The sequence below is a fragment of the Rhizorhabdus histidinilytica genome, from assembly GCF_900167915.1.
Lineage (GTDB): Bacteria > Pseudomonadota > Alphaproteobacteria > Sphingomonadales > Sphingomonadaceae > Rhizorhabdus > Rhizorhabdus histidinilytica.
Map to the genome: position 1 here is coordinate 197170 of NZ_FUYM01000011.1, position 25342 is coordinate 222511.

Here is a 25342-nt window from a genome sequence, read left to right on the forward strand (position 1 = left end):
GTATTGATGAACCGCAGGGAAAGGGCGATCGCCACCGCCGAGCTGCAGATGGGGCTCGCTGATTTCTGGCACGACGTCGACACCAACTGGGGCCGTCGGGCAGGCGAATATTATGCACCCGAGGCGGTCTACGCATCGGGCAAGCTGCTGCTCGAAGGGCGGGAGGCGATCCAGAATTTCTACAGCTGGCGCGAGGCACGCGGCGCGCGGGTCGCCGTTCACGCCTTCAGCAACTTCCGCGCCGAGTTCGACGGACAGGGCGGTGCCACCGCGCATTGGTACATGCTGCTGTGGGGCGCCGACGGCGAGGCGCCGCTCGAAAGTTCCGCCCCGACCCGGATCAGCCGCGCGACCGAGACCTTCCGCTGGGACGAGGCGGAAGGGCGCTGGCTCTGCACCCGGCGCGAGCTGGTCAACCTGTTCAGGGGTGGTGAGCAGCTCAACTTCAGCTGAGCGGGAGCCCGGTGGCCGGACCTGGCATGGAAGCGGCAAAGGGGTCGGGAGAGGGGATCATGCGGTGGGGGGACCGCATGCCGGCCCGGAGATTGGGGGGAAAGGCCGTCCTCCCCTCTCCCTTTTCCTCCCCTCCAGGGGAGAGGGGAGGAAAGACGTTACCCTTGGAAGGGCAGGTTCAGCGCTTCGGCGACCGCCTTGTGGCGGACATGTCCGCCTGAGACGTTGAGGCCCGCGGCGAGGTGCGGGTCGGCCGCCATCGCCGCCTCGGCGCCGAGGTCCGCCAGCTTCTGGACAAAGGGCAGCGTGGCGTTGTTGAGGGCGAAGGCCGAGGTACGGGCGACCGCGCCGGGCATGTTCGCGACGCAATAATGGATCACGCCGTCGACCTCGAACACCGGATCGTCATGGGTGGTCGGATGGCTCGTCTCGAAGCAGCCGCCCTGGTCGATCGCGATGTCGACGAGCACCGAGCCGCGCTTCATCGTCTTGAGCATGTCGCGGGTGACCAGCTTGGGCGCGGCGGCGCCCGGCACCAGCACCGCGCCGATCACCAGATGCGCCCTGGCGACAGCGGCGGCGATCGCCGCCTTGGAGGCGTAGGCGGTCTTGATCTGGCTGCCGAAATGCATGTCGAGCTCGGCGAGACGATCGTTGTTGATGTCGTAGATGGTGACGTCGGCGCGCTGGCCGACCGCCATCTGCGCGGCGTTGATCCCGGCGACGCCGCCGCCGAGGATCGCGACCCGCGCCGGCGCGACGCCGGGCACGCCGCCGAGCAGCACGCCGCGTCCGCCCTGTTCCTTCTCCAGATAATGGGCGCCGACCTGGATCGACATGCGTCCCGCGACTTCCGACATCGGCTTGAGCAGCGGCAGCGCGCCCGAGCGCGACGTGACCGTCTCATAGGCGATGCAGGTCGCGCCCGACGCCATCAGCCCCTCGGCCTGCGGCTTGTCGGCGGCCAGGTGGAGATAGGTGAACAGCGTATGGCGCGGTTCGAGCAGCGCGATCTCCGACGGCTGCGGTTCCTTGACCTTGACGATCAGGTCGGCGCCCGCGAACACGGCGGCCGCGTCGGCGACGATCGAGGCGCCGGCGTCGCGATAATCCTGATCCTCGAAATCGATGCCGAGCCCCGCGCCGGTCTGGACGATCACCGTATGGCCGGCGGCGACGAGGTCCGCCACCGAGGCCGGGGTGAGGCCGACGCGATATTCGTGATTCTTGATTTCCCTTGGAACGCCGATCCGCATGATCCATTCCCCTCCGTCGCTGCGTCGCGATCATAACGCTTCGGCGATGGGAAAAGGTTGCGAATTGGCGGCGCGGTGGCGCAAATCGGAAGAGTGAATTGCGCGCGAGCCGCCAGTCGTGCGAGAATCTCCCGCATGGACCGCATCGACAGCAAAATCCTCGTCGAACTCGCCCGCGACGCGAGCCTCACCAGCGAACAGCTTGGCACCCGCGTCGGGCTGTCGCCGTCGGCGGCGCATCGGCGGGTCCGGGCGCTCGAGCAGGTCGGCATGATCCTCGGCTATGGCGCCCGGCTGTCGCGCCAGGCGCGCGGAAATCCGTCGACCATCTACGTCCAGGTGACGCTCGCCGACCAGCGGCAGGCGACGATGATGGTGTTCGAGCAGGCGCTGGAGCGGACCCCGCAGGTCAGCGAGGCCTATTTGCTCAGCGGCGAATCGGATTATCTGATCAAGGTCGAGATTCCCGACGACGACAGCTACGAACGGGTCCATCGCGACATATTGTCGGCGCTGCCCGGCGTGCAGCGGCTGGTGACGCAGGTGACGCTGCGCACCGTGATCGCCAAGGAATAGGGCGCGCGCCCGGAACTCGGCACGGCCCGTCCCCGCGCGATGTTGCGGGGGCATGGAACAAATGCTAGGTGCCCGCCGCTAAGCGCCTGACGGGGGAAGGAGGGCGCGGGAAATGGGCGTGTTCCAAGCATGAAGTCCATCCTCGCATGAGCAGCGACGCCACAGCGGTCGTCGACCGGGACGGATCGTCCCCGGGACATGGCGGCCATGCCCATGGCAGCCTGGGCGCGATGGTGGTGGGCGCGGTCGGGGTCGTCTTCGGCGACATCGGCACCAGTCCGCTCTATGCGTTCCGCGAAACCTTCGCCGGCCATCATCCGCTGCCGCCCGATGAGCTTCATATCCTCGGCGTCCTCAGCCTGATCTTCTGGTCGATGATGCTGGTCGTGACCTTCAAATATGTCGCGATCATCATGCGCGCCGACAACAAGGGCGAGGGCGGCAGCCTGGCGCTGCTCGCGCTGATCAACCGCAAGTCGGAGGGCAAGCGCTGGGGCAAGGGCATCATCCTGCTCGGCGTCTTCGCCACCGCACTGTTCTACGGCGACAGCATGATCACCCCGGCGATCTCCGTGCTGTCGGCGGTCGAGGGCCTGACCACGGTGGAGGCGGGCTTCGCGCCGATGGTGCTGCCGATCGCGGTCGGTATCCTGATCGGCCTGTTCATGATCCAGTCGCGCGGCACCGCCAAGGTCGGCATGCTGTTCGGCCCGATCATGATGATCTACTTCACGACGCTCGGCGTGCTCGGCACCTGGCATATCCTCGGCAATCCGCACGTCCTGATCGCGCTCAACCCCTGGTATGCGGTCCGCTTCTTCATGGAGGAGGGTACGCTCGCCTTCCTCGCCATGGGATCGGTCGTGCTCGCGGTGACGGGCGCCGAGGCGCTCTATGCCGACATGGGGCATTTCGGCCGCCGCCCGATCGGCCTGAGCTGGCTGGTCTTCGTGCTGCCGGCGCTGATGCTCAACTATCTGGGGCAGGGCGCGATGATCCTGTCGCAGGACATGGCGACCGCGCTCAGGACGATCCACAACCCCTTCTTCCTGCTGGCGCCGGAGATGCTGCGTCTGCCGCTCGTCATCCTCGCGACGATGGCGACGGTGATCGCCAGCCAGGCGGTGATCACCGGCGCCTTCTCGGTCACCCAGCAGGCGATCCAGCTCGGCTTCATCCCGCGCCTGCGCATCACCCACACCAGCGCCGGATCGATCGGCCAGATCTACATCCCGGCGATCAACTGGGGCCTGATGGTGATGGTCATCCTGCTGGTCATGTCGTTCCGCACATCGTCCAACCTCGCTGCCGCCTATGGCATCGCGGTGACCGGCGCGATGGCGATCGACACCTGCCTGATCGCGGTGGTGCTGATCCACCTGTGGGGCTGGAACAAGGCGCTCGCCGCGCCGCTGATCGCGGTGTTCGCGGCGGTCGACCTCGCCTATTTCGGCGCGAACCTGACCAAGGTACCCGACGGCGGCTGGTTCCCGCTGCTGATCGGCTTCATCGCCTTCACCCTGCTCACCACCTGGGGGCGCGGCCGGATGCTGATGATCAACCGGCTGCGCGAGGCGGCGATGCCGGTGAAGGTGTTCGTCCAGTCGGCGGTCAACTCGGCGGTACGGGTGCCCGGCACGGCTGTGTTCATGACCTCGCAGGCGCAGGGCGTGCCCCATGCGCTGCTTCACAACCTCAAGCACAACAAGGTGCTGCACGAACGGGTGATCCTGCTGACGGTGAAGATCGCCGACGCCCCCTATGTGCGCGAAAGCCACCGGGTCGACTTCGCCGACCTCGGCCAGGGCTTCTACCGCATCGTCATCAATTACGGCTTCATGGAGGATCCTGATGTGCCGGCGGTGCTGTCGCGGACGCGGACCTGCGGGCCCGAGTTCAAGATGATGGACACCAGCTTCTTCCTCGCCCGGCAGACGCTGCTGCCGTCCGAGCGGCCGGCGATGGCGATCTGGCGCGAGAAGCTGTTCGCCTGGATGCTGCGCAACGCCGAGAGCGCGATGGAGTTCTTCAAGCTGCCGACCAACCGCGTCGTCGAGCTGGGCAGCCAGGTCGAGATATAGGCGAAGGCCGCGGCGCTCCGGCCGATCGTGGTCGGCCGGAGCGATGTCGGGCCTATGGGCGCGTGTAGCGCTCCTTCCCCGAGATGATCGTGCGCAGGACCTTGGTGTTGTGGATGTCGGTCGCCGGTATCGCGAAGATGTCGCGATCGATGACGATCAGGTCGGCGCGCTTGCCGCGCTCGATGCTGCCGGTCCGGTCCCCGATGCCGAGCTGGCGGGCGGCGGCGCGGGTGAACAGGTCGACCGCCTGCGCCACGCTGATCCGCTCCTGCGGCGAGATCGGATCGCCGATGCCACCCGGCGCCTGGCGGGTCACCAGCGTCTCCATGGCGAGCCACGGGTCGGCCGCCGGCACGACCGGCCAGTCGGAGCCCACCGTCACCGGCAGGGCGGCGTCGAGCGCGCTCTTCACCGGACTGAAATGCTCCATCCGGGTAGGGCCGACCGCCTTGATGACGTCCTTGATCACCGAATTGGGGAACCAGACATAGGGCGAGAATTCGAAGGTGGCGCCGATCGCCCCGGCCCGGGCGAAATCCGCCGGCAGGACGAAGTTCGCATGCGCGATCTCATGCCGCATGCCGGTGATGCCGTTGGCCTTGCGCGCGGCCTCGATCCCGTCGAGCGCGGCGTGGACGGCGGCGTCGCCGGTCGCGTGGAGCTTCACGGTCAGCCCGGCGGCGTCGTAGCGGGTGAGCTTGGCCGAGATCTGGTCGGGCGCAACGAGCAGCAGGCCCTTGCGCCGCGCGGGATCGGTCACGCCGGTGGTGTCGGCATAATCGTCGTGCATCGCCGCGGTGTGCGCATCGGTGGGCACGCCGTCGAGCATCATCTTGACGCAGCCCATCTCCAGCCCCGGTCGCGCATAGAGGTTGCGCGACGCGATCAGCGCCTGGTCGGGCTCCCACATGCAGGTGCGGACATGCTGGTAGAGCTCGCCCGCATCGGCGAGCGCGGCATAGGCCTTGGCCGCCGGCGTGGTGAGCAGCGCGTCCTCATAGCTGGTGATGCCCAGCGACAGCATTGTCCGGGTCGCCGAGCGGAGAGCGTCGACCATTGCCGGCGTATCGGGCTGCGGCACCTTTTCGAGCAGCTTCATCGCGGCACGCTCGCGCAGGATGCCGGTCGGGTTGCCGGCCTTGTCCTTCTCGATGATGCCGCCGTCCGGATTGGGCGTGTCGCGGGTGATCCCGCCGGCCGCGAGCGCGGCGCCATTGACCCAGGCGCTGTGCAAGCTGACGTCGCGGAGCAGCACCGGGTTGTTCGGCGCGATCCGGTCGAGCAGCGCCCGGTGGGGCGCGGACGTGCCGAACGAGGCGCCGTCCCATTGCCCGCCGACGATCCAGCTTCCGGGCTTGGCGCGGGCGACGCAGGCCTTCACCGTCTCGATGATCTCGGCAGGCTTGGATCCCTGCCTGAAGCGGCAATTGGCGGCGTCGAGGCCCGCGCTCACCGCATGGACGTGCATGTCGACCAGGCCGGGCAGCACGGTGGCGCCGCCGAGATCGACGACATGGGTCTTCGGCGTCCGATAGGCGGCGAGCTCCTGCTCGGAGCCGACCGCGACGATCGTCTCCCCCGCGACGGCGAGGCCGGTCTTCCAGCCGTCGGGCGTGCGAACCCTGGCGTTGACGTACATGGTGTCGGCCGCGACCGGCGGCGGCTCGGCGGCGGCGCCTTCAAGCTGGGCCTGCGCGGGCGAGAGGAGGAAGGTTCCGGCCAGCAAGGCCAGCATCGTCATGGTCCGCGTCGTCTTGTACATCGGTCGGGCGCCTCTTTCGGTTCGAGTGGCCGGCGCGCCGCCTGCGTGACACGCTCCGTCGAGCCGCGCCGAACCTGCGATCGTCGCCTTTTCCTTGGTCTCCCGCCGATGATGATACGCCGCCGCCCGAAACGCGGCATCGCCCAAACGCGGTATGAAAATGCCCCGTTGCAAAAAAATTGAATTTTCACTTATTTTGCCCGCGTCGAGAAAGCGAAGGCGCGGACGACATATCCGGGGGGCGCTGCGATGGACGATCACGGCATTTTGGCGAACCTGTACGGCGCGAGCCAGGATCGCCGCCGGCTGGCGGTGGCGCTGGGGGCGATCCGGGACGCCACCCGCGCGCGCGCCGTGACCCTGCAATGGTTCCGGCGCACCGACGAGCGGCTGCGGACGACCGGGTTCGAGACCTGCCTGTCGGTACCGTTCATATCATCCAGGGGCAGCTGGGCCGATTTCCAGAACCCCCGCATGCTGGCGCTGGTCAATCCGCCCAGCGACGGGATCAGCTTCTTCGAGGATTCGGCCTGCCCCGATTTCCTTCAACCCGAGCTGCGGCGTTGGCAGGCGCGCTTCATTCCCCTGGGGGTCGGCCGTTTCCTCGGCGCGCGAGTGAACCTGCGTCCCGATCGCGAGGTGGGTCTCGCCCTCCATGCCCGGCATGGTGGGCCCGATCTGCGGGATGATGCCCGTGACCTGCTCGCCGGGCTGATGCCCCATGTGCGCGAGGCGCTGCGGCTGATCGAGCAGGCCGAGGAAAAGGAGTCGGGCGCGCGGGTGATGGAGAAGACCCTCGCGCTGCTCGAACAGCCGGTCGCCGTGGTGCGGCCCGACGGCGAGATCGTCTATGCCAATGAGGCGGCCCGCCGGCTGCTGGCCGAGGCGGGGCTGCTTTCCGCGCGGGGGCCGGCCGTCGCCGAGGGAGAGCGGAAGATCGCGGCGCTGGTCGGCCATCTGCTCGATCCGAAGGCCGCGCCGCACGGATGCCGCTTCACCGCGGGCGGGCGCACGCTGTTCGTCCAGCGGGCTTGGCTGGAGGCAGCCGGTGAGGCGGACGGCGTCGAGGCCGAAGGGGACAGGCTGATGATGCTGGCCTTCAATGACCAGGGGAAGGCGGTCGACATCTGCCCCGATCGTCTGCGGACCTGCTTCGACATCACCCGATCGGAGGCCGAGCTGCTCGCGGCGCTCTGCTCGGGCAGCGACATCGCCGGCTTCGCCGCCCGGCGCAGGGTGTCGATCCACACCGCCCGCACCCAGCTCAAGCAGCTCATGGCCAAGACCGACGTGCGCCGGCAGGCCGATCTGGTCCGGATGGCGCTGGCCACGCCGGTGGTGTCGCTGCGCCGGACCCACTGAGCGGCGCGATGCCGCCGGTCGACCATCGATGTCGGTTCGTCGGCCGGCGAGCGGTTGGTGGCCGCGCGTCGCCGATCGGTCGAAAGCCGCGCGCCTTGAGGTGCGGCCGCCCTTAGGTCGGTCCCATGAACCATCATGGGGAATGGGATTTGACCGAGAAGCTGATCGACCTCGACGATATTGCCGTGCGGCTGGCCGCGGAAAATGGCCAGGCCTGGGACAAGCTGTGCGATTTCCCCGGCTATGCCCGCAACATGTGGCGCGAGGAGGCCCGGCTCGAACTGCTCAGGGCGATGCCGGACGCGGTGGTCGAGCTGCTGCCGACGCTGTGGAACGGGCGCGACGCCGGCTATGTCGCGCGGGTGCCGGCCGGGGAGAAGGCGGGAGCGGACCGATAGCGGCGAGCGTCGCGCGCCTCAGTCGATCTGCCCGATCCCGTCGCAGCTAAGGTCGAAGGCGGTCAGCCCCGCCTCCAGATAGCCGGCGAGCATCGGCATATCGAGCAGCTGCTCGACCATCGTCTCCGCATCATCCTCATTGGCCGCTTCGAGCGCCTCGTCCCATTCGGTGGCGTCGTAGGTGCCGCGCCCGACCAGCGCGAGCGCCAGCACGTCGGCGACCTCGTCGTCGGCGAGGTCCTCCAGCAGGGTGCGGACCTCGTCCTCGATTGCCTCGTTGGCCTCGTCCTCCAGCACCGCCATCGGGTCGTCGCTGTCGGTCGGGTCCTCCTCATCGTCATTCTCGATCGCGGGGACCTGCGCTTCCAGCTCGCGCGCCCGCACGATCAGCCGACACACGATATCGAGCGAAACCGTCAGTTCCATCGTTCCATCCTCGTCCCCAGCCGGCATGGCAGGTTTTTCCAACGTGGACGCGATGCTACGGTTCCCGGTCTCCCGCCGGCTTTCAGGCGGGAAGCAGGGACTTCAACGGAATCTCGGGATCGGCGAGGCTCGCCTTGTCGGGGGAGACCCCGCCGGTGACGAGCGCCTTGCCCTGGACATAATCCTTCACCGCGTTGACGCAATCGAGCGCCAGCACCCGGCCATTCTTCAGATAGACGACCGAGAAGCTGCGATTCGCCGGATCGCCACGGACGATCGTCTCGTCATAACCCATCGACAGCCCCATCGTCTGGAGCCGCAGGTCATACTGGTTCGACCAGAACCAGGGCACCGCATGATAGGCGTCGGTACCGCCCAGGATGTGCTTGGCCGCGGTGGTCGCCTGGTCGTTGGCGTTCTGAACCGACTCGAGGCGGATGCGTGCGCCGTCGGCGAAGGGGTTGGCGTGCATCGCGCAATCGCCGATCGCATAGATGTCGGGCAGGCTGGTGCGGCAATATTCGTCGACGTCGACGCCGTTGCCGCCGGCCGCGCCGGCCGCGATCAGCGGCTCGACCGCCGGAACGATGCCGATGCCGACGATCACCATGTCGGCGGGGATGACGGTGCCGTCGTGCATCTGCACGCCGGTGACGCGATCCTGGTCGTCGCCGACGATGCAGTCGACCTTGGCGCCGAGCTGCACGTCGACGCCATGGGCGCGGTGCTCGGCCTCGTAGAAGCGCGACAGCGCCTCGCCGGCGACGCGGGCGAGGACCCGGTCGAGCGCCTCGAGCACGGTCACCTTCTTGCCGAACTTGGAGAGGACGGCAGCCGCCTCGAGCCCGATATAGCCGCCGCCGATCACGACGACGTTGGTGGTACGCTCCATCTCGCCGAGCATGCGATCGGCATCCTCGCGGGTGCGGACACCGTGGACGCCGCTCAGATGATGGCCCGAGCAGGTCAGCTTGCGCGGTGCGCCGCCGGTTGCCCAGATCAGCTTGCCATAGCCGATGGTCGACCCGTCGGTGAGGGTGACGGCATGACCCGCGGGATCGACCGATTCGACCCGCTTGCCGAGCAGCATATCGACGTTGCGCTCCGCCCAGAAGGTGGCGGGACGGATGAGGATCCGGTCGAAGCTTTTCTCGCCCGAGAAATACTCCTTGGAGAGTGGCGGACGTTCATAGGGCAGCTCGGGTTCGTCGCCGACGATGGCGATGGTGCCCTCGAACTTGTTCTGCCGAAGCGCCACCGCCGCCTGTGCGCCGCCATGGCCGGCACCCACGATCAGAACGTCATACTGGGCCAATTCCGAATCTCCCGGCTTTCTCCATGCTCTGGCGCTCTACTATCGTGCGATCCGCCAATGTCCAGTTGACCGCGATCAATGCCCCGCTTATAGGCCCCCTCCACCGCATCGGCGGACGCCTTGGGGCGGAGTAGCTCAGCTGGTTAGAGCAGCGGAATCATAATCCGCGTGTCGGGGGTTCAAGTCCCTCCTCCGCTACCATGACCGAATCACCTGAAGGATCGCGCATTTTCGCCGCTTTTCAGCGGTTTCTAGCGAGCAGGTGGTCGGCATTCCAGTGAGTTTCACAGGTCAAACGGATAGCCAATATTGGACGATTTTCGCCCATGTTGGACGCCCATTGTGTCATTTCCTGTGTCGTGTCCTGTTCGCCTCGAAGGTGTCGAGGTTCCCGTGACCAAAGTTCAACCCCTGCTCCCCTCGAGCATCGATTCCCTGCGTTCGGGCAAGCGGGTCGATCCGCTGACGCCGGGCCTGTATATCGAAGTCAACGCGCTCGGTCGGAAGGTGTGGCGTTACCGTCGCCGTATCGCCAAATCCCAGGTGATCGTCGCCATGCAGCTCGGCTGCTTCCCAGCTTATCCGATCGCGGCGGCGCGGATGTGGGCGATTGGCCTCAATGAAGCGGTGGAGAGGGGCGAAGATCCGCGGGCAGCCCTTCGCGCGGAGACCGAGCGAGCGGCAATGACTGTCGAGAAAGCCCATGGCCTCTATATGGCGGCGATGCGACGTGGTGATCGCAAACGCCTCAAGCCTCGCACGATCAAGGACAAGGAGGTGATGTTCACGCGCGACATCAAGCCTCGGCTGGGCTCGGTCATTCTCGATGCGCTGACCGAGGATGCATGCTGGGATGCGGTCTATGACAAGGCCGATGCGTCGAAGGATCGTGCCAATAAGATGGCCGGCGAGCTGAGTTGCTTCCTGAAATGGTGCTCGGGTCGCGAGGGCCAGATGGCGGGGATCAAGCTGGCCGCCCATCCGGCTCCGACGCTCAATTCCAACTGGTTCGACACCGGGCCTAAGGCAAATCAGCGCTTTTTGAGTGATGAGGAGCTGAAGCTGCTGCTCCGTGCCCTGGCCGATGAGCCCTTCTCCTATCGCCGGGGATTTCTGTTGCTATTGCTGACCGCAGCCCGGAAGACCGAACTGCTCGCGGCACCGGCCTCGGAGTTCGTAGACGGCTTGTGGACGCTGCCGCCTGAGCGTTCAAAGAATGGCGAGGCTAATTATATTGCGCTGGGGCGGTGGGGGCGCTCGTTGGCGGCAACCAATCATGTCTGGCTGTTCCCCTCGTCTCGAATAGACGGTCCTCATCTCTGTGGCTGGTTCAAGGTCCGCGATCGGATCCATGCGCGAATGGAGAAACTGGCTGACCGTCGGATCCCGTCATGGCATTTTCACGATTTTCGACGGACCTTTCGCTCGAATGCGCGCAGGCTGGGGATTGATCGCGATATCGCCGAGTTGATGCTCAACCATAAGCGAAAGGGCATTGAAGGCGTCTACGACAAGAACCGGGAGCTTGAGCTTCGAGCGGCCGGCTTCGCCGCATGGGAGGCGTTCCTGTCGGCGCTAGCACAGGAAGAGGGCATTGCTCCTCATCTTGGGATTCCGACTTCGGCGGAAACGAGTTAATATCGAGCTGGCGCCATTTCCGGCTGAGCCCGAAAGGGTTGAGGTGTCGTGCAGGAAGCCGAACGTAATCGGTTCTCCTTGCGTGGAAGAAAATTTCACGAAATCATAGGATATGGCAACCGGCAATATGCGTGTGAAATTGTAAAAATAGCTCAGTTGCTTGCTTTCTTGGTGCAGGAAGGCGGCTTTCGTTTTTCTGGATCGACCGAGACCCCGTCCAGTTTCGATGCTTTCTCGCGTAACCAATATTCGGCATATTGATCGCGGTCACGAACATGGCTGACAAGTTCCTTTGCCAATCGATCCATCGCACCAATGACCGTTCGCGCGTCGATATATTGGATATCGGGCCCCAGCTCCTCGTTGAGTTCACGCAGCATGGTGAACACGATCGTCATTAATTTGTTGTCCGCTGATCGTAGTGCGAATGCCGCCGAACGTAAGGGCACCGCCGCCAAAATGGCGACGGGATCGCTCCCTGTGGCACGAGCGAAAGCGGCGATCCGCGCATAAGTGATGCGCGCCGTCCCGGCTTCGAAATGCTCATAGGTGCGCACCGGCATCCCCATCTCGGCCGCGACTTCAGAAGGTTTCATCCGCCTTTGCTTGCGGATCGATTTGAGCGCTTCGGCGATCAGCGCCGCATGACTACGCTCTTCGGCTTTATCCACCACTATCACATCCATTCATGGCCATCGCCGTTGGTTTTCAGCCCCTTAAAGCCATGGGCGTCGTCCGACCCAGCTTGATAATGCCGGCCGTGTCCGCAAGCGCGAGCAAAGCCGCTGACGCACCCGATATGTGCTTCCCCAATTTCGTGCTGTTTGGGCGCGATCGGGTGGGGCGAACCCGGCATTTTCCGCCATATCCGGACCAATCCCCGGTCAAGCTGTCGCCAAAAATTCACGTCTGTCGAGCCAGAATTACTCCCTAGTGGCGCTCATAATTCAGCCTCGTCGTATCAGCACGTAGCGTCGCCCTCGATCTTACGAAGGGACCGAGGGTGGCATACGATAAGGACACAATTCGCACCCTGGTTATTGATGGCGTGCGGACGGGAAAATATCCGCCTGGGGCGCGGGTGAAGATTAGCGAACTGGCGGGCTTGGCCCGAATGAGTCCCATTCCCGTGCGTGAGACATTGGCACAACTGGTCGGCGAAGGTTTCCTCGCCGAACTGCGTGGTGTCGGTTTCCTGGTGCCGCGTCGGCATGCCTATGAACTCGAGCAGATCTATCGCTTGCGTGGCTTGCTCGCGGTCGCTGCCGTGCCACTGTTACTCGCGCGGAAATCTTTCGGATCGGATATGATGCCCGTGGATGCGCCGCTCTGGGACTGGTTCGTCGCTGAAGCCCAAGACAGCGCCATCGCAACTGCATGGCTTCAAACAGATCGGGCTCTTCTGCCCTACCGGCGGTATGAGCCCCAGCTACCGGTCGATGGTGATCTCGTCCGCAATTTCTCCATCGCAATGGGCACCCGCGACGCAAGGCGGCTGCGCACGCTCGCACGTCGTTCCCACGACGCGCTGGCGAGAGCGGCGCCGCTTATCGTTCGCCGGGCAGAGGCCAAAGAATATGGCGAATATATATTGAATATAGACGCCTCGAATCGATCCTGAACCGGCTGCAATGGGCAGCTTCGAAGGAGACGATCGATGACCAAGCAAGCCAAGCGCACCGTCCAGCGGCTCGGATCGGTGAAGCGCGACACCCGCTCGATCCTGCCGTTCGGGGTCGAGGAGTTCAGCGGAGCTCCTCTTTATCGACCGGCGGTCTGACCTTCAGGGAACGGCGGCTCTGCCGTCGTTCCCATCCGGAGTTTGTCGATGCCGTCGCTGCGTCTCGCTCTTGATGTTCATCTCGCCATTGTCGACGGCGATCTCGTCTTTCTCGATGCAGCACGGGACGAATATCTCTGTGTGCCACGGCGCCATAAGTCCGCCGTCATGGCAGCGATGACCGGAACGCCTTCTCCGTCTGACCTGCTCGATGCCTTGTCCGAAGAGGGCTTGCTCGTCGAGAGCCCGGCCGGCACTGCCTGGGCAGGCCCAATGCCGACAACCGCCGGGACCGATCTTGGAATATCGGAAGGCTCTATTCGCGTGAGACTCGTCGATCTCCTTGTTCTGGGCCTCGCCGCGATCCGCACTTGGCGCGATATAAGGCTCGGCAGACCGGCCCGCTGGTTCGCGCGGCAGCGCGCGCGTGGTATCCGGCCGCGCCGCTCCGCCCCTGTTTCGGAGGTGCATGGGATCGCCAGGATGACGGCGCGGCTCCGACCGCTCGTTCCCCGCTCGGGCCGTTGCCTGGTCCGGTCGCTGTTGCTGCTCCACATGCTCGAGCTGCGTGGCGCCCATGCGAAGTGGATCTTCGGCGTACGAACCCATCCGTTCGACGCCCATTGCTGGGTCGAGCATGACGGTGTCGTTCTCAACGACACGCTCGAACATGTCCGGTGGTACACCCCTATTGTCCGGCTCTGATCCCGATCCCGAACTCGACTATGTCGTGATGGTCCGAAAGGGTGATGGCGCCACCTTTGCGGCCGGGGTCGCTGCCGTCGCTCGCGCTGTCGAACGCCATGGCGGCGGCAAACTCGCATCTACGATCCGTGACAATCAACTCGCCATCTGGCGTCGCTCCGACCGTGCGCCCCTCCTTGCTTCGGGCGATGGCGAGATCCTCCTCGTCGGCGACTTGTTCGACAAGAGCGGCACCAGGGTCTGCGGTGAATGGCTCGATCGCATTTCGGCTGCGGCCCACACCGGTGAAACGCGGGCGAGCAGCCTTCTGGGCACCGCCTGGGGGCGCTATCTCGCATTGTTCTGCGACGGCGGCGGTGGCGTGACGATGCTGCGCGATCCGATCGGAGAAATGCAGGCCTATCGCACCGAACTGGAAGGAAGCTGGCTGATAGCACCCTCTTGGCCCGATTGGCTCGTCGAGGCGGCAGGCGCGCGGATCGGTCCCGATCCTGCCATGGTCGCCCATCTTCTGGCGCATCCGCTCGTGGCGGTTGACCATAGCTTGTTGTCGGGTGTCTCGCTGCTGCAACCTGGTGTTCTCCATGATCTGACAGGCAATACGTTCGACCGCGTCCTATGGTCTCCGTCCGCTATCGTTCGCGGTGCCGCCGGACAGCGGCGCGATGAGGCGTCCGCCGTGCTGCGACGGGCGGTTGATCTCGCCTGCAGGGCGCGTTCGGCGGGCCAGGGACATATCCTCGTCCAGTTGTCGGGCGGGCTCGATTCCGCGATCGTGCTGGGTGCGCTCGCGCAGATGGTCGACCCCGAGCGGATCAGCGCGATCAATTTCGCGACGGCTTATGGGGAAGGCGATGAGCGAATACTGGCCCGTGCCGCCGCTCGTCAGCATGGTATCGATCTGATCGAACGCACCGTTTCGGCCGAAACGATGGATTTTTCCAGGCTTGCATCGACCGCCGGCACCGCCGGCCCGCGTCTGTACGGTCTCGACATCCATGAAGAGGAGATGATGATCGCGGCGGCTCGCGAGAGGGGCGCCGGGGTGATCATGACCGGTCAGGGCGGCGACGCGGTTTTCTTCCAGATGGCCTACCCTGACATCGCTGTCGATCATGCCCGCGATCATGGGGTATCGAGCTTCTTCGGGCCGATGCCGTGGATCGCCGCGCAACGGGCGGGCTGTTCGATATGGCGTGTCTGGGGAATGATGCTCCGCGACTGCGTGCGCAGCGTTCCGGCCTCTTCGGCCTCGGCGGCGTTTGACGCGTCCCTGTTGGGCGCCAAGGCGCGCGCGCTCATCGATCCACGGCGGTTTCGCTCGCCCTGGCTCGATGATGCTCGTGATCTGGCTCCTGCCAAACGGATCCACATCGACACGATCGCCAATTGTCGGCTGTTCTTCTCGCCGACCCTGCGGCACCAGGCGGCACCCGTCATCCATCCGCTGATGGCGCAGCCGGTGATCGAGGCTTGCCTGTCGCTCACGGTTCCGGAGCTGGCCTTCGATCTGCGCGACCGGCCGCTTGCGCGGGATGCCTTCCGTAACCGGTTGCCCGACGCCATCTACCGCCGGAACGGCAAGGGCGAGACGAGCCGCTATTCCAATCGGGCGGTGGTTGCTAACCTGCCGTTCCTGCGCGATTATCTGCTCGATGGCGAATTGGTGTCACGCGGCCTTGTCGACCGTCCGAAGCTCGATGCGATGCTCGACGAGGATCATCTCGTCGGGGCGGTCAAGGCGCGAACCCCGCTTTATTACGCGTCGGTCGAAGCCTGGCTGCGCCGCTGGAGCGGTCGCTGATCAGTGCGGGCGAAGATAGGTGGCGAGCCAGGCGAAGAGCCGCTTCAACTGATCGGCGATATTGGCGGGCGAGGTCGACACATGATTTTCTCCCGCATAGCGCAACAGCTCGACCGTACGTCCTCGCCGAACCAACGCGGCGAACATCCGCTCGGCCTGCGAGATGGGAACGAAATCCATGTCGCCATGGATGAGCAGCAGCGGTGTTTCGATCCGATCGGCGGCGAGAAGCGGGCTGTTGCGCAGAAAGCTCTCCGGCGTCGCCCATGGCGGTCCACCCATCCGGAACTGACCGAGCTCGACCGCCTCGGCCATCGTCAGCACATATTCGGGGCGGTCGGCATCGGTGCGCGGGACGAGGCTGCCATAGAGCCCGATCAGGTCGCTCGGTGCAGCCGACGCGATGATCGTCCGGTAGCGGTGGCTGCGCGTGGCGATCGCAAGCGCCGAATAGCCGCCATAGCTTTGACCCCATACCGCCATCCGGTCCGGGTCGACCAGCCCGCTCGCAATGGCGGCGTCGACCGCGGCGTCGACGCCGGCGATGATCTTCGGCAAGGGCTCACGCGCGTCGAGTGGCAGCGGCAGGCTCGGATAGAGGACGGCATAGCCTTGGGCTGCGGCAAGCTGCCCATTGGTGACCGCCTGTACCCGCTGGAGCGGCATCGTGGGCGGACTGCCAGCCCCCCACACGGTGCCGGGATAGGGGATGACGATCAGCGGGAGGCGGTCGGCCGGCGCATCCACCGGCAACAGCAGCCAATGGGTGAGCGGCGTCCCGTCCGGCGAGTGTGCGGCGATGGGAACGAACCGCCCAGGCCGCATGCCCGTGAGATGGCGGTTGATATGATCGACGGTCCGGGAACCCCTGGCGTCGAGCGCGATCAGCGAACCGATGCCGGATGCGTCCTGGTCGAGGATCAGCGCGCTGCCATGGGCGGTCGCGTCGCCGATGAGGGTTGCCGACGCGGGCAGGTCGACGATTGCGCCGGCCGCTTCGGATCGAAGCATGGGAGCGCCGGCATGCCGGCGCAGCAAGACGGGTGGGCGATAGGGCGGCATGTTGATGAGGCCGCGCTGCCCGAAATGATAGCCGTCGAGCTGGGTAGTTCCAACGCCTGCAATGTGGTCGGCGAGAACCTGCCTGTGCCCGGTGAGGTCGACCTGCCACAGCCGGCCATCGGCAAAGATGCTGAGATGGTCCTGCCCGGTTGCGGCCAGCGTGCGTGGCGGTGACGCGAAAGTGGCGGTGAGATTATGCGGGCCGTCGTCGTTCAGCGCATACCAGTCCGCCCGGTCAGGCCGGGTCTTAGCGTAGAGAAGTGGGGTCGATCCCGCCCAGGTGGCTGACAGAAAGGGCCCGCCGCCGCCCTCGTCACGACCGACGGCAGGTGCCAGCCTGCCGTCGGCGAGGAAGCGCGCGCTGTGCCGTCCGGGATCGACCCGCAGCAGCGCTCCCTTTTCCCAGGCGTCCGTGACCACGTGCCGCGCGATCGCCAGTAGCGACGCGCCTGTCGGCGACCAGCGCAGCAGGTCGGGACCGATATCGCAATCCCCACAAGGACGCCAATGGCTTCCCGAGCGCAGGTCGATGATCGTGAGGATATGCGTGCGCGGCTGGAAATCGAGACCGATCGGACCGGAGCCTGGTCGGATGGCCTTACCCAGCGTGACCACGGCTACGAACCGCCGATCGGCCGACAGTGCGAGATCGGCGATCTCGCCCGCGATGAGCGAGGTCTGCGCCCCGCTCGCCCGGTCGATCAGCTGCAGTTCGTTGCGCGCGACCGCGGGGCTCTCGTCGCGGCTGGTGAGGCGGCGAAGCGACGCTGTCCGGCCTTCGGCCTGCAGCCTCCAGCCCCGCTCGACCCGCGCCTGGGGCGCCGCCACGCCGTCGAGCAGCCGCGGCAAGCGTTGATGTGCGAAGGCGACCATCAGCAGATGATCATCGTCGATCCAGACCGGGCCCGGTTGGGAAAAGGGCAGGTCGGGAACGAGATCCAGCCAGCGCAGCTCGCGACGCTCCATGTTGAACAGCCCCGCGCGCAGCTTGCGGTCCTTGAGCGCCATCACCGACAGATATCGACCGGACGGCGAAAAGCCTTCCGCCCAGAAGCCCGTATCCGCCGGCTGGTCGAACAATGGCTTGGCTGGGCCGCCTCGTTCGAGATCGATCCGCATCAGCTTCGACAGCTGGCGGGCGGTGAAGGAGCCGAGCCCATAGTCGCTGGCCGTGTCATAGCGTTGGCGGCGCTCGACCACCGCGACCCGCGCGTCGGGGGCGATCCAGACGGCGCCGTAGCTCTCCGTGCGCAGCATCGCCGCGACGTCATAGCTGGAACTGGCGGCCCGTGTCGCGGACACGACGAGGCACAGGCACGACAATGCCGTGCGGAACATGGTCATGATGTTTGTCCGATCTACGAGAGAGGTGGGGCTACCAGCGCTTGGTCAGCTGGAGCGAAGCGACACGGCCCAGGGGATCGGCATTGGCCGGATCATAGCCGAAGCCGCCTGCATTGTTGACAAAGGGCGGGTCGGTCGCGAGCAGATTGGTGATGCTGAGCGCGATGCTGAGGCCCTTGGGCCAGCCGGGGCGCTCGGGCGCATAGCGCAGCTGGGCATCGAGCGTTGTCCAGGCGCCGACCGATCGGCGCGGCAGGCTCAGATCGTCGCGATAGCCGCCGACATGGTTGATGGTAAAGGTGCCGCCCACGCCGCGGCGATCCCAGCTCAGACTGGCGCGGGCGCGCAGGTCGCTCGGATTGCCCACCGTGCCGACCCGCTCGACAGCGGGAGCCGCCGAGGTGACCTGGGTCTTGAAATCCATCAACCAGCTGCCGTTGACCGAAAGCACTGCGGTCCCTCCCGCCAGCGGCAAGGTCTTGCTCAGCTGCGCGTCGAGCCCCTGGACGATCGTGCGGGCGCTGTTGGCATAACGCCCGTCGACGATCGCGCGCAGCGAATCGAGCGGTTGTGCGATCGAGATGCTGGCGCCGGGCGTGGCAGCGAGCGCCTGCAACCGAGCCAGATCGGCCGGATTGTTGATGGGATCGACCAGGGTGACGAAGGAGGAAAAGGCCGGATCGCGCAGGACCCGTGTCGGATTCTCGAAGGCCGGGCGGCCGATCCGGTCGCTGAAGCGGGTATGGAACCAGTTGAGCTCGACCCTGAACCCCGATGCGGGCGGCGACCAGCTGGCACCCAAGGTCCATGCCTGCGCCTTTTCGGGCTTGAGGTTCGGATTGCCGCCGCTCAACGACAGCACCGACGTGCGTCCGCCTGCGGCGTTGACATATTGGGTGGTGACGGCCTGGAGCGGGTCGGTGATCTCCTTGCTCGAGGGCGCGCGGAACGACGTGCCCCAGCTTCCGCGCAAAGCGAGCCCCGACAGCGGTTCCCAGAGCAGGCCGAGCTTGGGATTGGTGGTCGTGCCGAAATCCTGATAATCCTCATGCCGGACCGCGGCCGTCAGCAGCAGCCGCTCGATGCCGGGCATGGCATTGTCGGCGCCGACGAGCGGCACCGAAAGCTCGATGAAGCCCGCGTCGATCCGCCGGCTGTCGTCGGTGGGGATCAGCGGGACGGGCGTCACCGTATCGGTGAAGTTCATGCCGTGTCGCTCGAAATGCTCCCAGCGGATGCTCGCTCCGATGGCGACCCGGACAGTTCCGCCGGGCAGGTCGAACAGGTCGCCATCCGCCTTGGCGTTGACGGTATCGACCCGTGATCGATCGAGTTCCTCGGTGGCGGCCTGGCCGATGAAGCCGAGCAGGGTGGCGCTGTTCGAGGCGCCGCTGCCATAGGGGTTGAAGAAGCCGTCGCGCGCCGTGCTGAAAGGCGTCGTCGGATCGTCGGGAACGAGGCCCAACGCCTCGTTCAGGAAAGCGCTGTTGACATAGTTGCTGGTCCGGTTGTGCGTGCGTTCGGATGCCCGCGAGACATAGGCGTCGATCGTCCAACCGCGGCCCAGCTCGAGCGTTCCGCCCGCAGCGGCACTCCACGTCTCGACCGAGCCTTGGTTGCGGATCGGACCCAGTTCGCGCAGGAAGCTGTAGCCGAGGAGATCGACGCCGGCCCCCGTCGGGCTGACGAACCAGGGATTGGCTCCTGTCACCGGGAAGATGCCGAAATAGGCCGGACTGCGCAGAAAGAAGCTGCGATGGGCGTAGCGACCCTCGGCGAACAGCGTGAGCGCCCCGCTCGCTTCCTGCTCGGCATAGACATAGCCGATATGGCGACTCTGGCGTGGCAGGATGTCGGTCCCGGTCCGCAGATCGTTGAAATTGCCACCCGGCGTGAAGGAGCCAGGGGTGAGACCGGTGCCGTCCTGTCCGTCAGGCACCGCGAAGCCCGGCACATAGGTGCCAAGCCCTGGATCGAAGCGAAGCACCGTCGCCGGAATCGAATAGCTGTTGCGGAAATCGTCGCCGCCCAGCGGACGGAGGTCGGCGCTGCGGGTGAAGCGGCGATCGGCGCTCGGGAGGGCCGCCCGCTTCGAATATTCATAGGAGGCCATGATGTGCCCGGTGGACCAGCGGGTGCCAGCGAGCTGGCTGAACTGATAGTCGCGTAGCGACCCCGAGGTGGCGCTGCCGAAGCGCGCGCGAGTCTCCGCGCCTTCGAAATCTTTCTTGAGGATCATGTTGATGACGCCGCCGACCGCGTCAGACCCGTAGATCGCGGAAGCGCCGTCGGCGAGGATCTCGATCCGCGCGATCGAGCCGACCGGGATCGAGGAGAGATCGGTGAAATCGCCCTTGCCGCCTGAGCCGGCCATGCGACGCCCATTGACCAGGACTAGCGTCGCATCCGATCCCAGCCCCCGCAGATTGGCGCCTGAGCCGAAGCCCGTATTGGGAAAGCTGCGATCCGACCCCGTCGACAAACTGTCCTCGGTGGCGGTCCCGCCGAAATTCTGTGGCAGCGCCGCCACCAGTTCGGCGACGGTGCCATAGCCCGATCGATCGATTTCGGTGCGGTCGAGCACGAGCAGGGGGCCGGTCGGAACCTGGCCGCGGATATTGCTGCCGGTGACGATGATCGCTGGTTCGGGTTGCTCGCCATCGGTTGGGGCGGCGGCCTCGGTCGCCTTGCGGCGTGGTGGGCGAGGTGTTGCGGCCTTTGTGGCGGTCGGTTGTGGCGCCTGGGCGCGTTGTCCAAGAACGACGAGCTTGCCCCGCGCCTTGACCACCATGATCGGCGATCCCCTGAGCAGTCGCCGCAGCGCTTCGTCGGGATCGAGCCGGCCCGCAAGCGCTGGTGCCGTCAATCCCGCGACCAGGGCGCTCGTGTAGAAGAGCTGCCGGCCGGTTCGCGCCGCATAGCTGCGCAACGCCGTGTCCATCGGCGCTGCGGCCTGCCCGAACTCGACCGGTTGCGCCGCGCTCGCCGAGCCTTCCGTTGCGGCGATCGCCAGCGCCCCCATCGCTGCGCCAATCGCCATCTTCCTCATCGTCACCATCATTCCTTCCCCCTCGGGCCGTCCAGGCGCCGGCCGGGTGACGGCGGCGCCGATGAGCCTTCAACGGGACAGGGCAGGGGCTACCCTGACAGCGAGGGAAATAATTTTGTCACGGTACCCGGGATCAACGCTCTGCGAGCAGGATGCCGTCGCGCGTCGGTTGCGCCGCAAGGGGAAAGAGCGCCGTCACTGCGGCGACGAACGTGTCGGTATCGCCGGTCTCGAACGTACCGTTGACGGGTACCGCCGCGAAGCGTGATCCTGCGAGGCGGAGCGGTTGCCTTGTGTAGCGGTTGACCTCGGCGATGGCCTGCGCCAGCGGCATGTCCTTGAAATTGAGCCGACCGCTCCGCCAACTCATCTCGGACGCTAGGTCGACCGGCATGACCGGCCCGGCGATGCCGGCGCGCACCGTGAGGGCCGTTCCCGGTTGCAGGCGATGGACGGCGCCGATGTCGTCAATGGCGACCGTCACCCCGCCTTCGCTCAGCACGACCCGTTCGAACCGGTCGCCGCGGCGCACCGAGAAGCTCGTGCCGGTGGCGGTGACGAGTGTGTCGGCCGCCTCGACGGTGAAGGGGCGGGCAGGATCATGCGCGACATCGAACCAGGCTTCGCCCCGCACGAGCGTCAGGCGACGTGCCGACCGGCTGATCCGCACCTCGATCGCGCTGTCGGTGTTGATCGCGACCTTGCTGCCATCATCGAGCGTCACGGTCCGCTGCTCGCCATGGGCGGTTTCGTAGCGATCGGGCTGAAAGGCCCATCCCAGTCCGCCGGCGCCAAGCAGGCCAGCCGCACCCGCTAACACCGCGCGCCGGCTGGTGAGCCAGCTGGATCGCGCCTTCGCTGGTGGTCGTCCGAGCACCTCCCGGACGGCATGCGCGATATCGCGGTCGCCGTCGAGAGCGGCGGAGCGGTCCCAGAGATATTCGAGGCGGCCGAAGGCAGCGGCATGCGCGGGATTGCGGCGCCATGCATAGAATTGTTCGATCGTCTCGGTGGAGACCGAATGGCTGTTGAGCCGGCTCAGCCAGTCGGCCGCCGCCCGTTCGATCTCTTCGTCCTCGGCATCCCCGGCCATCGTCCAATTCCCTAATAGCGCAGCTGCACCGAGCAATGTTCGAGCGCTTTGGTCATCCGCCACTCGACGGTCTTGACCGACAGGCCGAGATGGCGAGCGATGTCGGCATAGCTCATCGCGCTGAACCGTGAGAGCAGGAAGACGTCGCGGTACAGCGCTGGCATGCCCAGGATGATCTGCTTGAGGAGAAGCTGTTCGGCCTGATCGGGTTCAACGGGCAGGATCTCGCCGGGCTCGAGCGCTCGCTGGACCTGGGCGCTATGGCGCCAGGCCGCGCTGCGGCGATGGTCGCGCAGCAGGTTGCGCGCGATCGCGAGCAGCAATGCGCGGGGACGCCGGTCATGGTCGCCATCGGCGTAGCGCGCCATCCGCAGATAGGATTCCTGCACGAGATCCTCGGCCTCTTCGGCGCCGGCGCCGAACCGGAAGCGCAACGTTCGTCCGAGCCAGCCGGCATGGGCGCGATAATGTCGCTCGAGCCGGGTGCGGACCATCGTCTCGCCATCGTCGCCATCCTCGGTCCGATCCTTGTGTGTCGCCATGATGTGCCTTCCGCGATCTGCGGGGCGCCATCCTGCGAGGAACGCTGTCATCATCGAGCGGCCCGGATCGCTTGGCGCGACCGGGCATGTCCCGATGCCCGCACAACATCGCGGTCATCTGACGTCCTACACAGGGGTTTCCACGCCCCTGCCGCCGGCCGGCGCCGGAGGCAGTCCAAGAGTGGGCCAATCGGAAAAGGGGAGCAAGAGGGGTCGGGCGTTGGAACCTTTGTGCAAAGGCCCGCTATTTCGTGCGTGGGGCGCTGCCGACGCGGTTTCGACCGCGTCCCCCGGCTCCAGCCCCGCGCCTATGTCACGGCGCCCGACGCGAATTCCCTTAGATCAGCGATCGCGCGCTCGGCAAATCCGGCCTAGGGGCGGTCAGCCTTTCAGCAGGGTAAAATGGCGTTCGATAGGCTCCGCAGCGGTAACCGACTCGTGAGTGCCGCGAAGTCTGGTATCCTGCCCGCCAGAAATTGCGTGAGGCCCGCCAGTTTCCGCCATGTCTCCGCCAGCAAGCGGGAGCGACTCGGCGAAGCTTCCGCAACCCGTCCATCGTGGGCCTCGCGGCTATGGCTTTCCGATGACAGCCCGTGGCGCCCCTGATTGGTTGCGGTCCGGGGGAACGACAAGGAGCCGCCATGTCCGCTTCCGATCCGCCCTGCGACTGGCAGGACAGTAGCCACTATCACTATGTCGCTGATCTCGACCGTGCGGGTCTCGCCTGGGAATTCGTTCGACGCGACCCTGCCTATCGCGCCGCGGTCGTTCGGCTCGGGCGTGTGACAGACCAGACGGGAAGCGCGTATCTCCTGTCCGATGGCCTGTCCGACGCCTTGCCTTGGGGGTTGAGCTTTCGCCGAGCACCCCGATATCCGGGCGGGTGATGCCCGGTTGTTCTGGACCAGTCAGAGCGATCCGCACGTCGTTTCCGTTCAGGCGCTTGCTGCCGAACCGGAGCAGGTGGGGATGATCGACGTCCTCCGACTCGGGGTCGGAGTCTTCGTTCAGCCCGGGGATACGGGCCCGGAACGCCTGCTGTTGCGCCAAGGCGGCGTCCATGTGCGCCTCGATGTCGTCGACGGCACGGTTTTGGCCGGTCCCATCGTGCCGCGCTTCATCCTCTCCGGGCTCGATGATCTGGGAGCCCGCATGCTGACCCTCAAGCGCCTGGACTGCCTTGTACGGACCGGACGACTTGTCCGAAGTCTCCTGCCCCGGGAGCGCCGCGCCGCGCGTTGGGCACTGATGCTCCGCGCGCTCGATGCGGTGAGGGCGGGGGCGAGCCAGCGCGAACTGGCGGCGGGCTTGTTCGGCAACTCGCGGGTCGCAGCCGACTGGCGTGGAACCTCCGACTATCTGCGGCTCCAGGTCCAGCGCCTGCTCCGCGAAGGTCGTCGGTTGGTTGCGGGTGGTTATCGGCAGCTTCTTCTCGGACGAGGGTGAGCCTTGTGGGCTGGGGCGCTTTGGCCGAGCTATGCTCGATGATGTGTCGACGTGGCTATTGGAGCTTCTTCGAGCTGACGCCCTCGGTTATGCGAGCATCGATTAAAGGCTTGGCAGATCGAACAATTCGCGCGAATCTGTGGCTGTGAAGCGATCGCTCGATCATCTCCCGGAGGGCAAGCGCCGCGAGCTCGATCATGTCGTCGAGGTCCTGCGTGGCGGTTTTGCCGACGAACTCGCCACCAGGCGGGCGCCGCGCTTTCGCGATGGTCGCATCCTCAAGATCATCCTGTTCGGATCCTATGCGCGGGGCGACTGGGTCGAGGATCCGATCGGCCGCTATTTTTCCGACTATGACATTCTCATCGTCGTCAACCATGAGGACCTCGCCGACGTCCCCGAATTCTGGTTGAAGACCGACCAGCGACTGAACGAGGAACTGGCGGCAGGGCAGCTGCTGCGCACGCCCGTCCAGTTCATCGTCGACAGCCTCGACAGCGTGAACGAGAAGCTCGCGCGCGGTCGCTATTTCTTCGCGGATATCCTGCGCGAGGGCGTCCTGCTCCATGCCGAGCCGGGTCATCCCTTCGTGCGTCCGACTCCGCTTTCGGCCGACCAGGCGCTGGCCGAGACGACGGGCTATTATGGGGAATGGTTCGAAAGCGCGGCCGGATTTTTGGATACCGCACGGTATTGTGTTTCCCAAGCACGGTTGAAGGAAGCGGCGTTTCAGTTCCACCAAGCGGTCGAACGCTTCTATCATTGCCTGTTTCTCGTCCGTACCCTCTACAGCCCCAAGACCCACAATCTCAATCGATTACGTACGCTGGCGGAGGAACTTGAGCCGCGTCTGACACAGGTCTGGCCGACGACGAACAAGTTCGAGCGACGCTGCTACGAGCTGTTGAGAGCCGCTTACGTGAAGGCGCGCTATTCGTCTGAATATCGGATCAGCGCCGAGGAACTCGCCTGGCTCGATGCACGGATCGCATCGCTTCAGGATCTCGTGCGCGAGGCCTGCGAGGCGCGGCTCAAGGAACTCGCGCAAGCCGCCTGACCATGCGGTGGGGAGGTTTTCATGATACGTGAAGGCTTGGACCTTGGAATATCCCAACGCACCGCGCTCGTCTGCGGCTCAACGTCAGGACTCGGAAATGGACTGCCCGCGATGATTGGTCCGGTTGCATGATTAGCTGATCCGCATTTCCGATGCCAGCCTGGGCGGGAGGCGCAGCGCAGCGGAGCCGAGC

General features: G+C 65.7%; 22 protein-coding genes and 1 tRNA gene. 14 read left to right on the plus strand and 9 right to left on the minus strand.

Annotation, left to right across the window (positions count from 1 at the left end; translation table 11 throughout):
* The first annotated feature begins 6 nt into the window (after window positions 1-6).
* Window positions 7-453, plus strand: a complete 447-nt coding sequence (locus B5X82_RS21310; RefSeq protein WP_079650186.1) for a Cif family virulence factor — start codon at window positions 7-9, stop codon at window positions 451-453.
* A gap of 158 nt (window positions 454-611) precedes the next feature.
* Here the strand turns inward: B5X82_RS21310 and ald are convergent, their stop codons facing one another.
* Window positions 612-1709, minus strand: coding sequence for an alanine dehydrogenase (gene ald / locus B5X82_RS21315; protein ID WP_079650187.1), 1098 nt, complete (start codon window positions 1707-1709; stop codon window positions 612-614).
* Window positions 1710-1844: 135 nt separating this feature from the next.
* Here ald and B5X82_RS21320 point away from each other — a divergent pair, with 135 nt between their 5' ends.
* Together B5X82_RS21320 and B5X82_RS21325 are read left to right on the plus strand one after the other, a co-directional pair.
* Complete coding sequence (locus tag B5X82_RS21320) at window positions 1845-2285, plus strand: Lrp/AsnC family transcriptional regulator (RefSeq protein WP_176152653.1); 441 nt, start codon at window positions 1845-1847, stop codon at window positions 2283-2285.
* 146 nt (window positions 2286-2431) lie between these two features.
* Window positions 2432-4366, plus strand: a complete 1935-nt coding sequence (locus B5X82_RS21325) for a potassium transporter Kup (protein WP_079650189.1) — start codon at window positions 2432-2434, stop codon at window positions 4364-4366.
* A gap of 52 nt (window positions 4367-4418) precedes the next feature.
* On the opposite strand, the gene B5X82_RS21330 is transcribed toward B5X82_RS21325, so the two are convergent.
* Window positions 4419-6128 (minus strand): amidohydrolase, encoded by a 1710-nt coding sequence (locus tag B5X82_RS21330; protein WP_079650190.1) that lies wholly within the window; start codon window positions 6126-6128, stop codon window positions 4419-4421.
* Window positions 6129-6377: 249 nt separating this feature from the next.
* On the opposite strand from B5X82_RS21330, the gene B5X82_RS21335 reads away from it, so the two are divergent.
* Both B5X82_RS21335 and B5X82_RS21340 read left to right on the plus strand, forming a co-directional pair.
* Window positions 6378-7490, plus strand: coding sequence for a helix-turn-helix transcriptional regulator (locus B5X82_RS21335; protein ID WP_079650191.1), 1113 nt, complete (start codon window positions 6378-6380; stop codon window positions 7488-7490).
* A gap of 149 nt (window positions 7491-7639) precedes the next feature.
* Window positions 7640-7888, plus strand: coding sequence for a hypothetical protein (locus B5X82_RS21340; protein WP_079650216.1), 249 nt, complete (start codon window positions 7640-7642; stop codon window positions 7886-7888).
* Between the two features lie 18 nt (window positions 7889-7906).
* Here B5X82_RS21340 and B5X82_RS21345 read toward each other — a convergent pair whose 3' ends face one another.
* A complete protein-coding gene (locus tag B5X82_RS21345; RefSeq protein WP_079650192.1) occupies window positions 7907-8314 on the minus strand; it encodes a DUF3775 domain-containing protein in 408 nt (135 codons plus the stop codon).
* A gap of 82 nt (window positions 8315-8396) precedes the next feature.
* On the minus strand, window positions 8397-9629 hold the full coding sequence (locus B5X82_RS21350) for an NAD(P)/FAD-dependent oxidoreductase (RefSeq protein ID WP_079650193.1): 1233 nt from the start codon (window positions 9627-9629) through the stop codon (window positions 8397-8399).
* Between the two features lie 124 nt (window positions 9630-9753).
* Between B5X82_RS21350 and B5X82_RS21355 the strand changes: the two genes are divergently transcribed.
* A tRNA-Met gene (locus B5X82_RS21355) sits at window positions 9754-9830 on the plus strand.
* A 192-nt stretch (window positions 9831-10022) separates the two neighbouring features.
* A complete protein-coding gene (locus tag B5X82_RS21360; protein WP_139385153.1) occupies window positions 10023-11267 on the plus strand; it encodes a tyrosine-type recombinase/integrase in 1245 nt (414 codons plus the stop codon).
* A gap of 152 nt (window positions 11268-11419) precedes the next feature.
* Here the strand turns inward: B5X82_RS21360 and B5X82_RS21365 are convergent, their stop codons facing one another.
* Window positions 11420-11953, minus strand: coding sequence for a helix-turn-helix domain-containing protein (locus tag B5X82_RS21365; RefSeq protein WP_079650195.1), 534 nt, complete (start codon window positions 11951-11953; stop codon window positions 11420-11422).
* Window positions 11954-12270: 317 nt separating this feature from the next.
* On the opposite strand from B5X82_RS21365, the gene B5X82_RS21370 reads away from it, so the two are divergent.
* From B5X82_RS21370 to B5X82_RS21380, 4 genes are read left to right on the plus strand one after another with little or no spacing between them, the layout of a single operon-like run.
* Window positions 12271-12888 (plus strand): GntR family transcriptional regulator, encoded by a 618-nt coding sequence (locus B5X82_RS21370; RefSeq protein WP_079650196.1) that lies wholly within the window; start codon window positions 12271-12273, stop codon window positions 12886-12888.
* A gap of 36 nt (window positions 12889-12924) precedes the next feature.
* Window positions 12925-13047 (plus strand): hypothetical protein, encoded by a 123-nt coding sequence (locus B5X82_RS27270; RefSeq protein ID WP_268878259.1) that lies wholly within the window; start codon window positions 12925-12927, stop codon window positions 13045-13047.
* A gap of 48 nt (window positions 13048-13095) precedes the next feature.
* Window positions 13096-13752, plus strand: coding sequence for a lasso peptide biosynthesis B2 protein (locus tag B5X82_RS21375; protein WP_079650197.1), 657 nt, complete (start codon window positions 13096-13098; stop codon window positions 13750-13752).
* Entirely contained in the window at window positions 13685-15556 is a 1872-nt protein-coding gene (locus tag B5X82_RS21380) for an asparagine synthase-related protein (RefSeq protein WP_079650198.1), read from the plus strand. Before B5X82_RS21375 ends, B5X82_RS21380 begins: the two co-directional genes overlap by 68 nt.
* Here the strand turns inward: B5X82_RS21380 and B5X82_RS21385 are convergent, their stop codons facing one another.
* The 4 genes from B5X82_RS21385 to B5X82_RS21400 all read right to left on the minus strand — a co-directional run bounded on the left by B5X82_RS21385 (window position 15557) and on the right by B5X82_RS21400 (window position 22646).
* The gene (locus B5X82_RS21385) at window positions 15557-17962 is read right to left on the minus strand and encodes an alpha/beta hydrolase family protein (protein ID WP_079650199.1); all 2406 of its coding nucleotides are present in this window, start codon (window positions 17960-17962) and stop codon (window positions 15557-15559) included.
* A 31-nt stretch (window positions 17963-17993) separates the two neighbouring features.
* Window positions 17994-21002: a TonB-dependent receptor gene (locus B5X82_RS21390; protein WP_176152654.1), complete on the minus strand. Its 3009-nt coding sequence runs from the start codon at window positions 21000-21002 to the stop codon at window positions 17994-17996.
* Window positions 21003-21144: 142 nt separating this feature from the next.
* On the minus strand, window positions 21145-22104 hold the full coding sequence (locus B5X82_RS21395) for a FecR family protein (protein WP_079650201.1): 960 nt from the start codon (window positions 22102-22104) through the stop codon (window positions 21145-21147).
* An 11-nt stretch (window positions 22105-22115) separates the two neighbouring features.
* Window positions 22116-22646: an RNA polymerase sigma factor gene (locus B5X82_RS21400; protein ID WP_209046642.1), complete on the minus strand. Its 531-nt coding sequence runs from the start codon at window positions 22644-22646 to the stop codon at window positions 22116-22118.
* Between the two features lie 641 nt (window positions 22647-23287).
* On the opposite strand from B5X82_RS21400, the gene B5X82_RS27350 reads away from it, so the two are divergent.
* The 3 genes from B5X82_RS27350 (at window position 23288) to B5X82_RS21410 (ending at window position 25149) form a co-directional block, all read left to right on the plus strand.
* Window positions 23288-23533, plus strand: coding sequence for a transcriptional regulator domain-containing protein (locus B5X82_RS27350; RefSeq protein ID WP_377266498.1), 246 nt, complete (start codon window positions 23288-23290; stop codon window positions 23531-23533).
* Between the two features lie 7 nt (window positions 23534-23540).
* Entirely contained in the window at window positions 23541-24092 is a 552-nt protein-coding gene (locus tag B5X82_RS21405) for a DUF2285 domain-containing protein (protein ID WP_079650202.1), read from the plus strand.
* A gap of 145 nt (window positions 24093-24237) precedes the next feature.
* Complete coding sequence (locus tag B5X82_RS21410) at window positions 24238-25149, plus strand: HEPN domain-containing protein (RefSeq protein WP_079650203.1); 912 nt, start codon at window positions 24238-24240, stop codon at window positions 25147-25149.
* Window positions 25150-25342 lie beyond the last annotated feature (193 nt).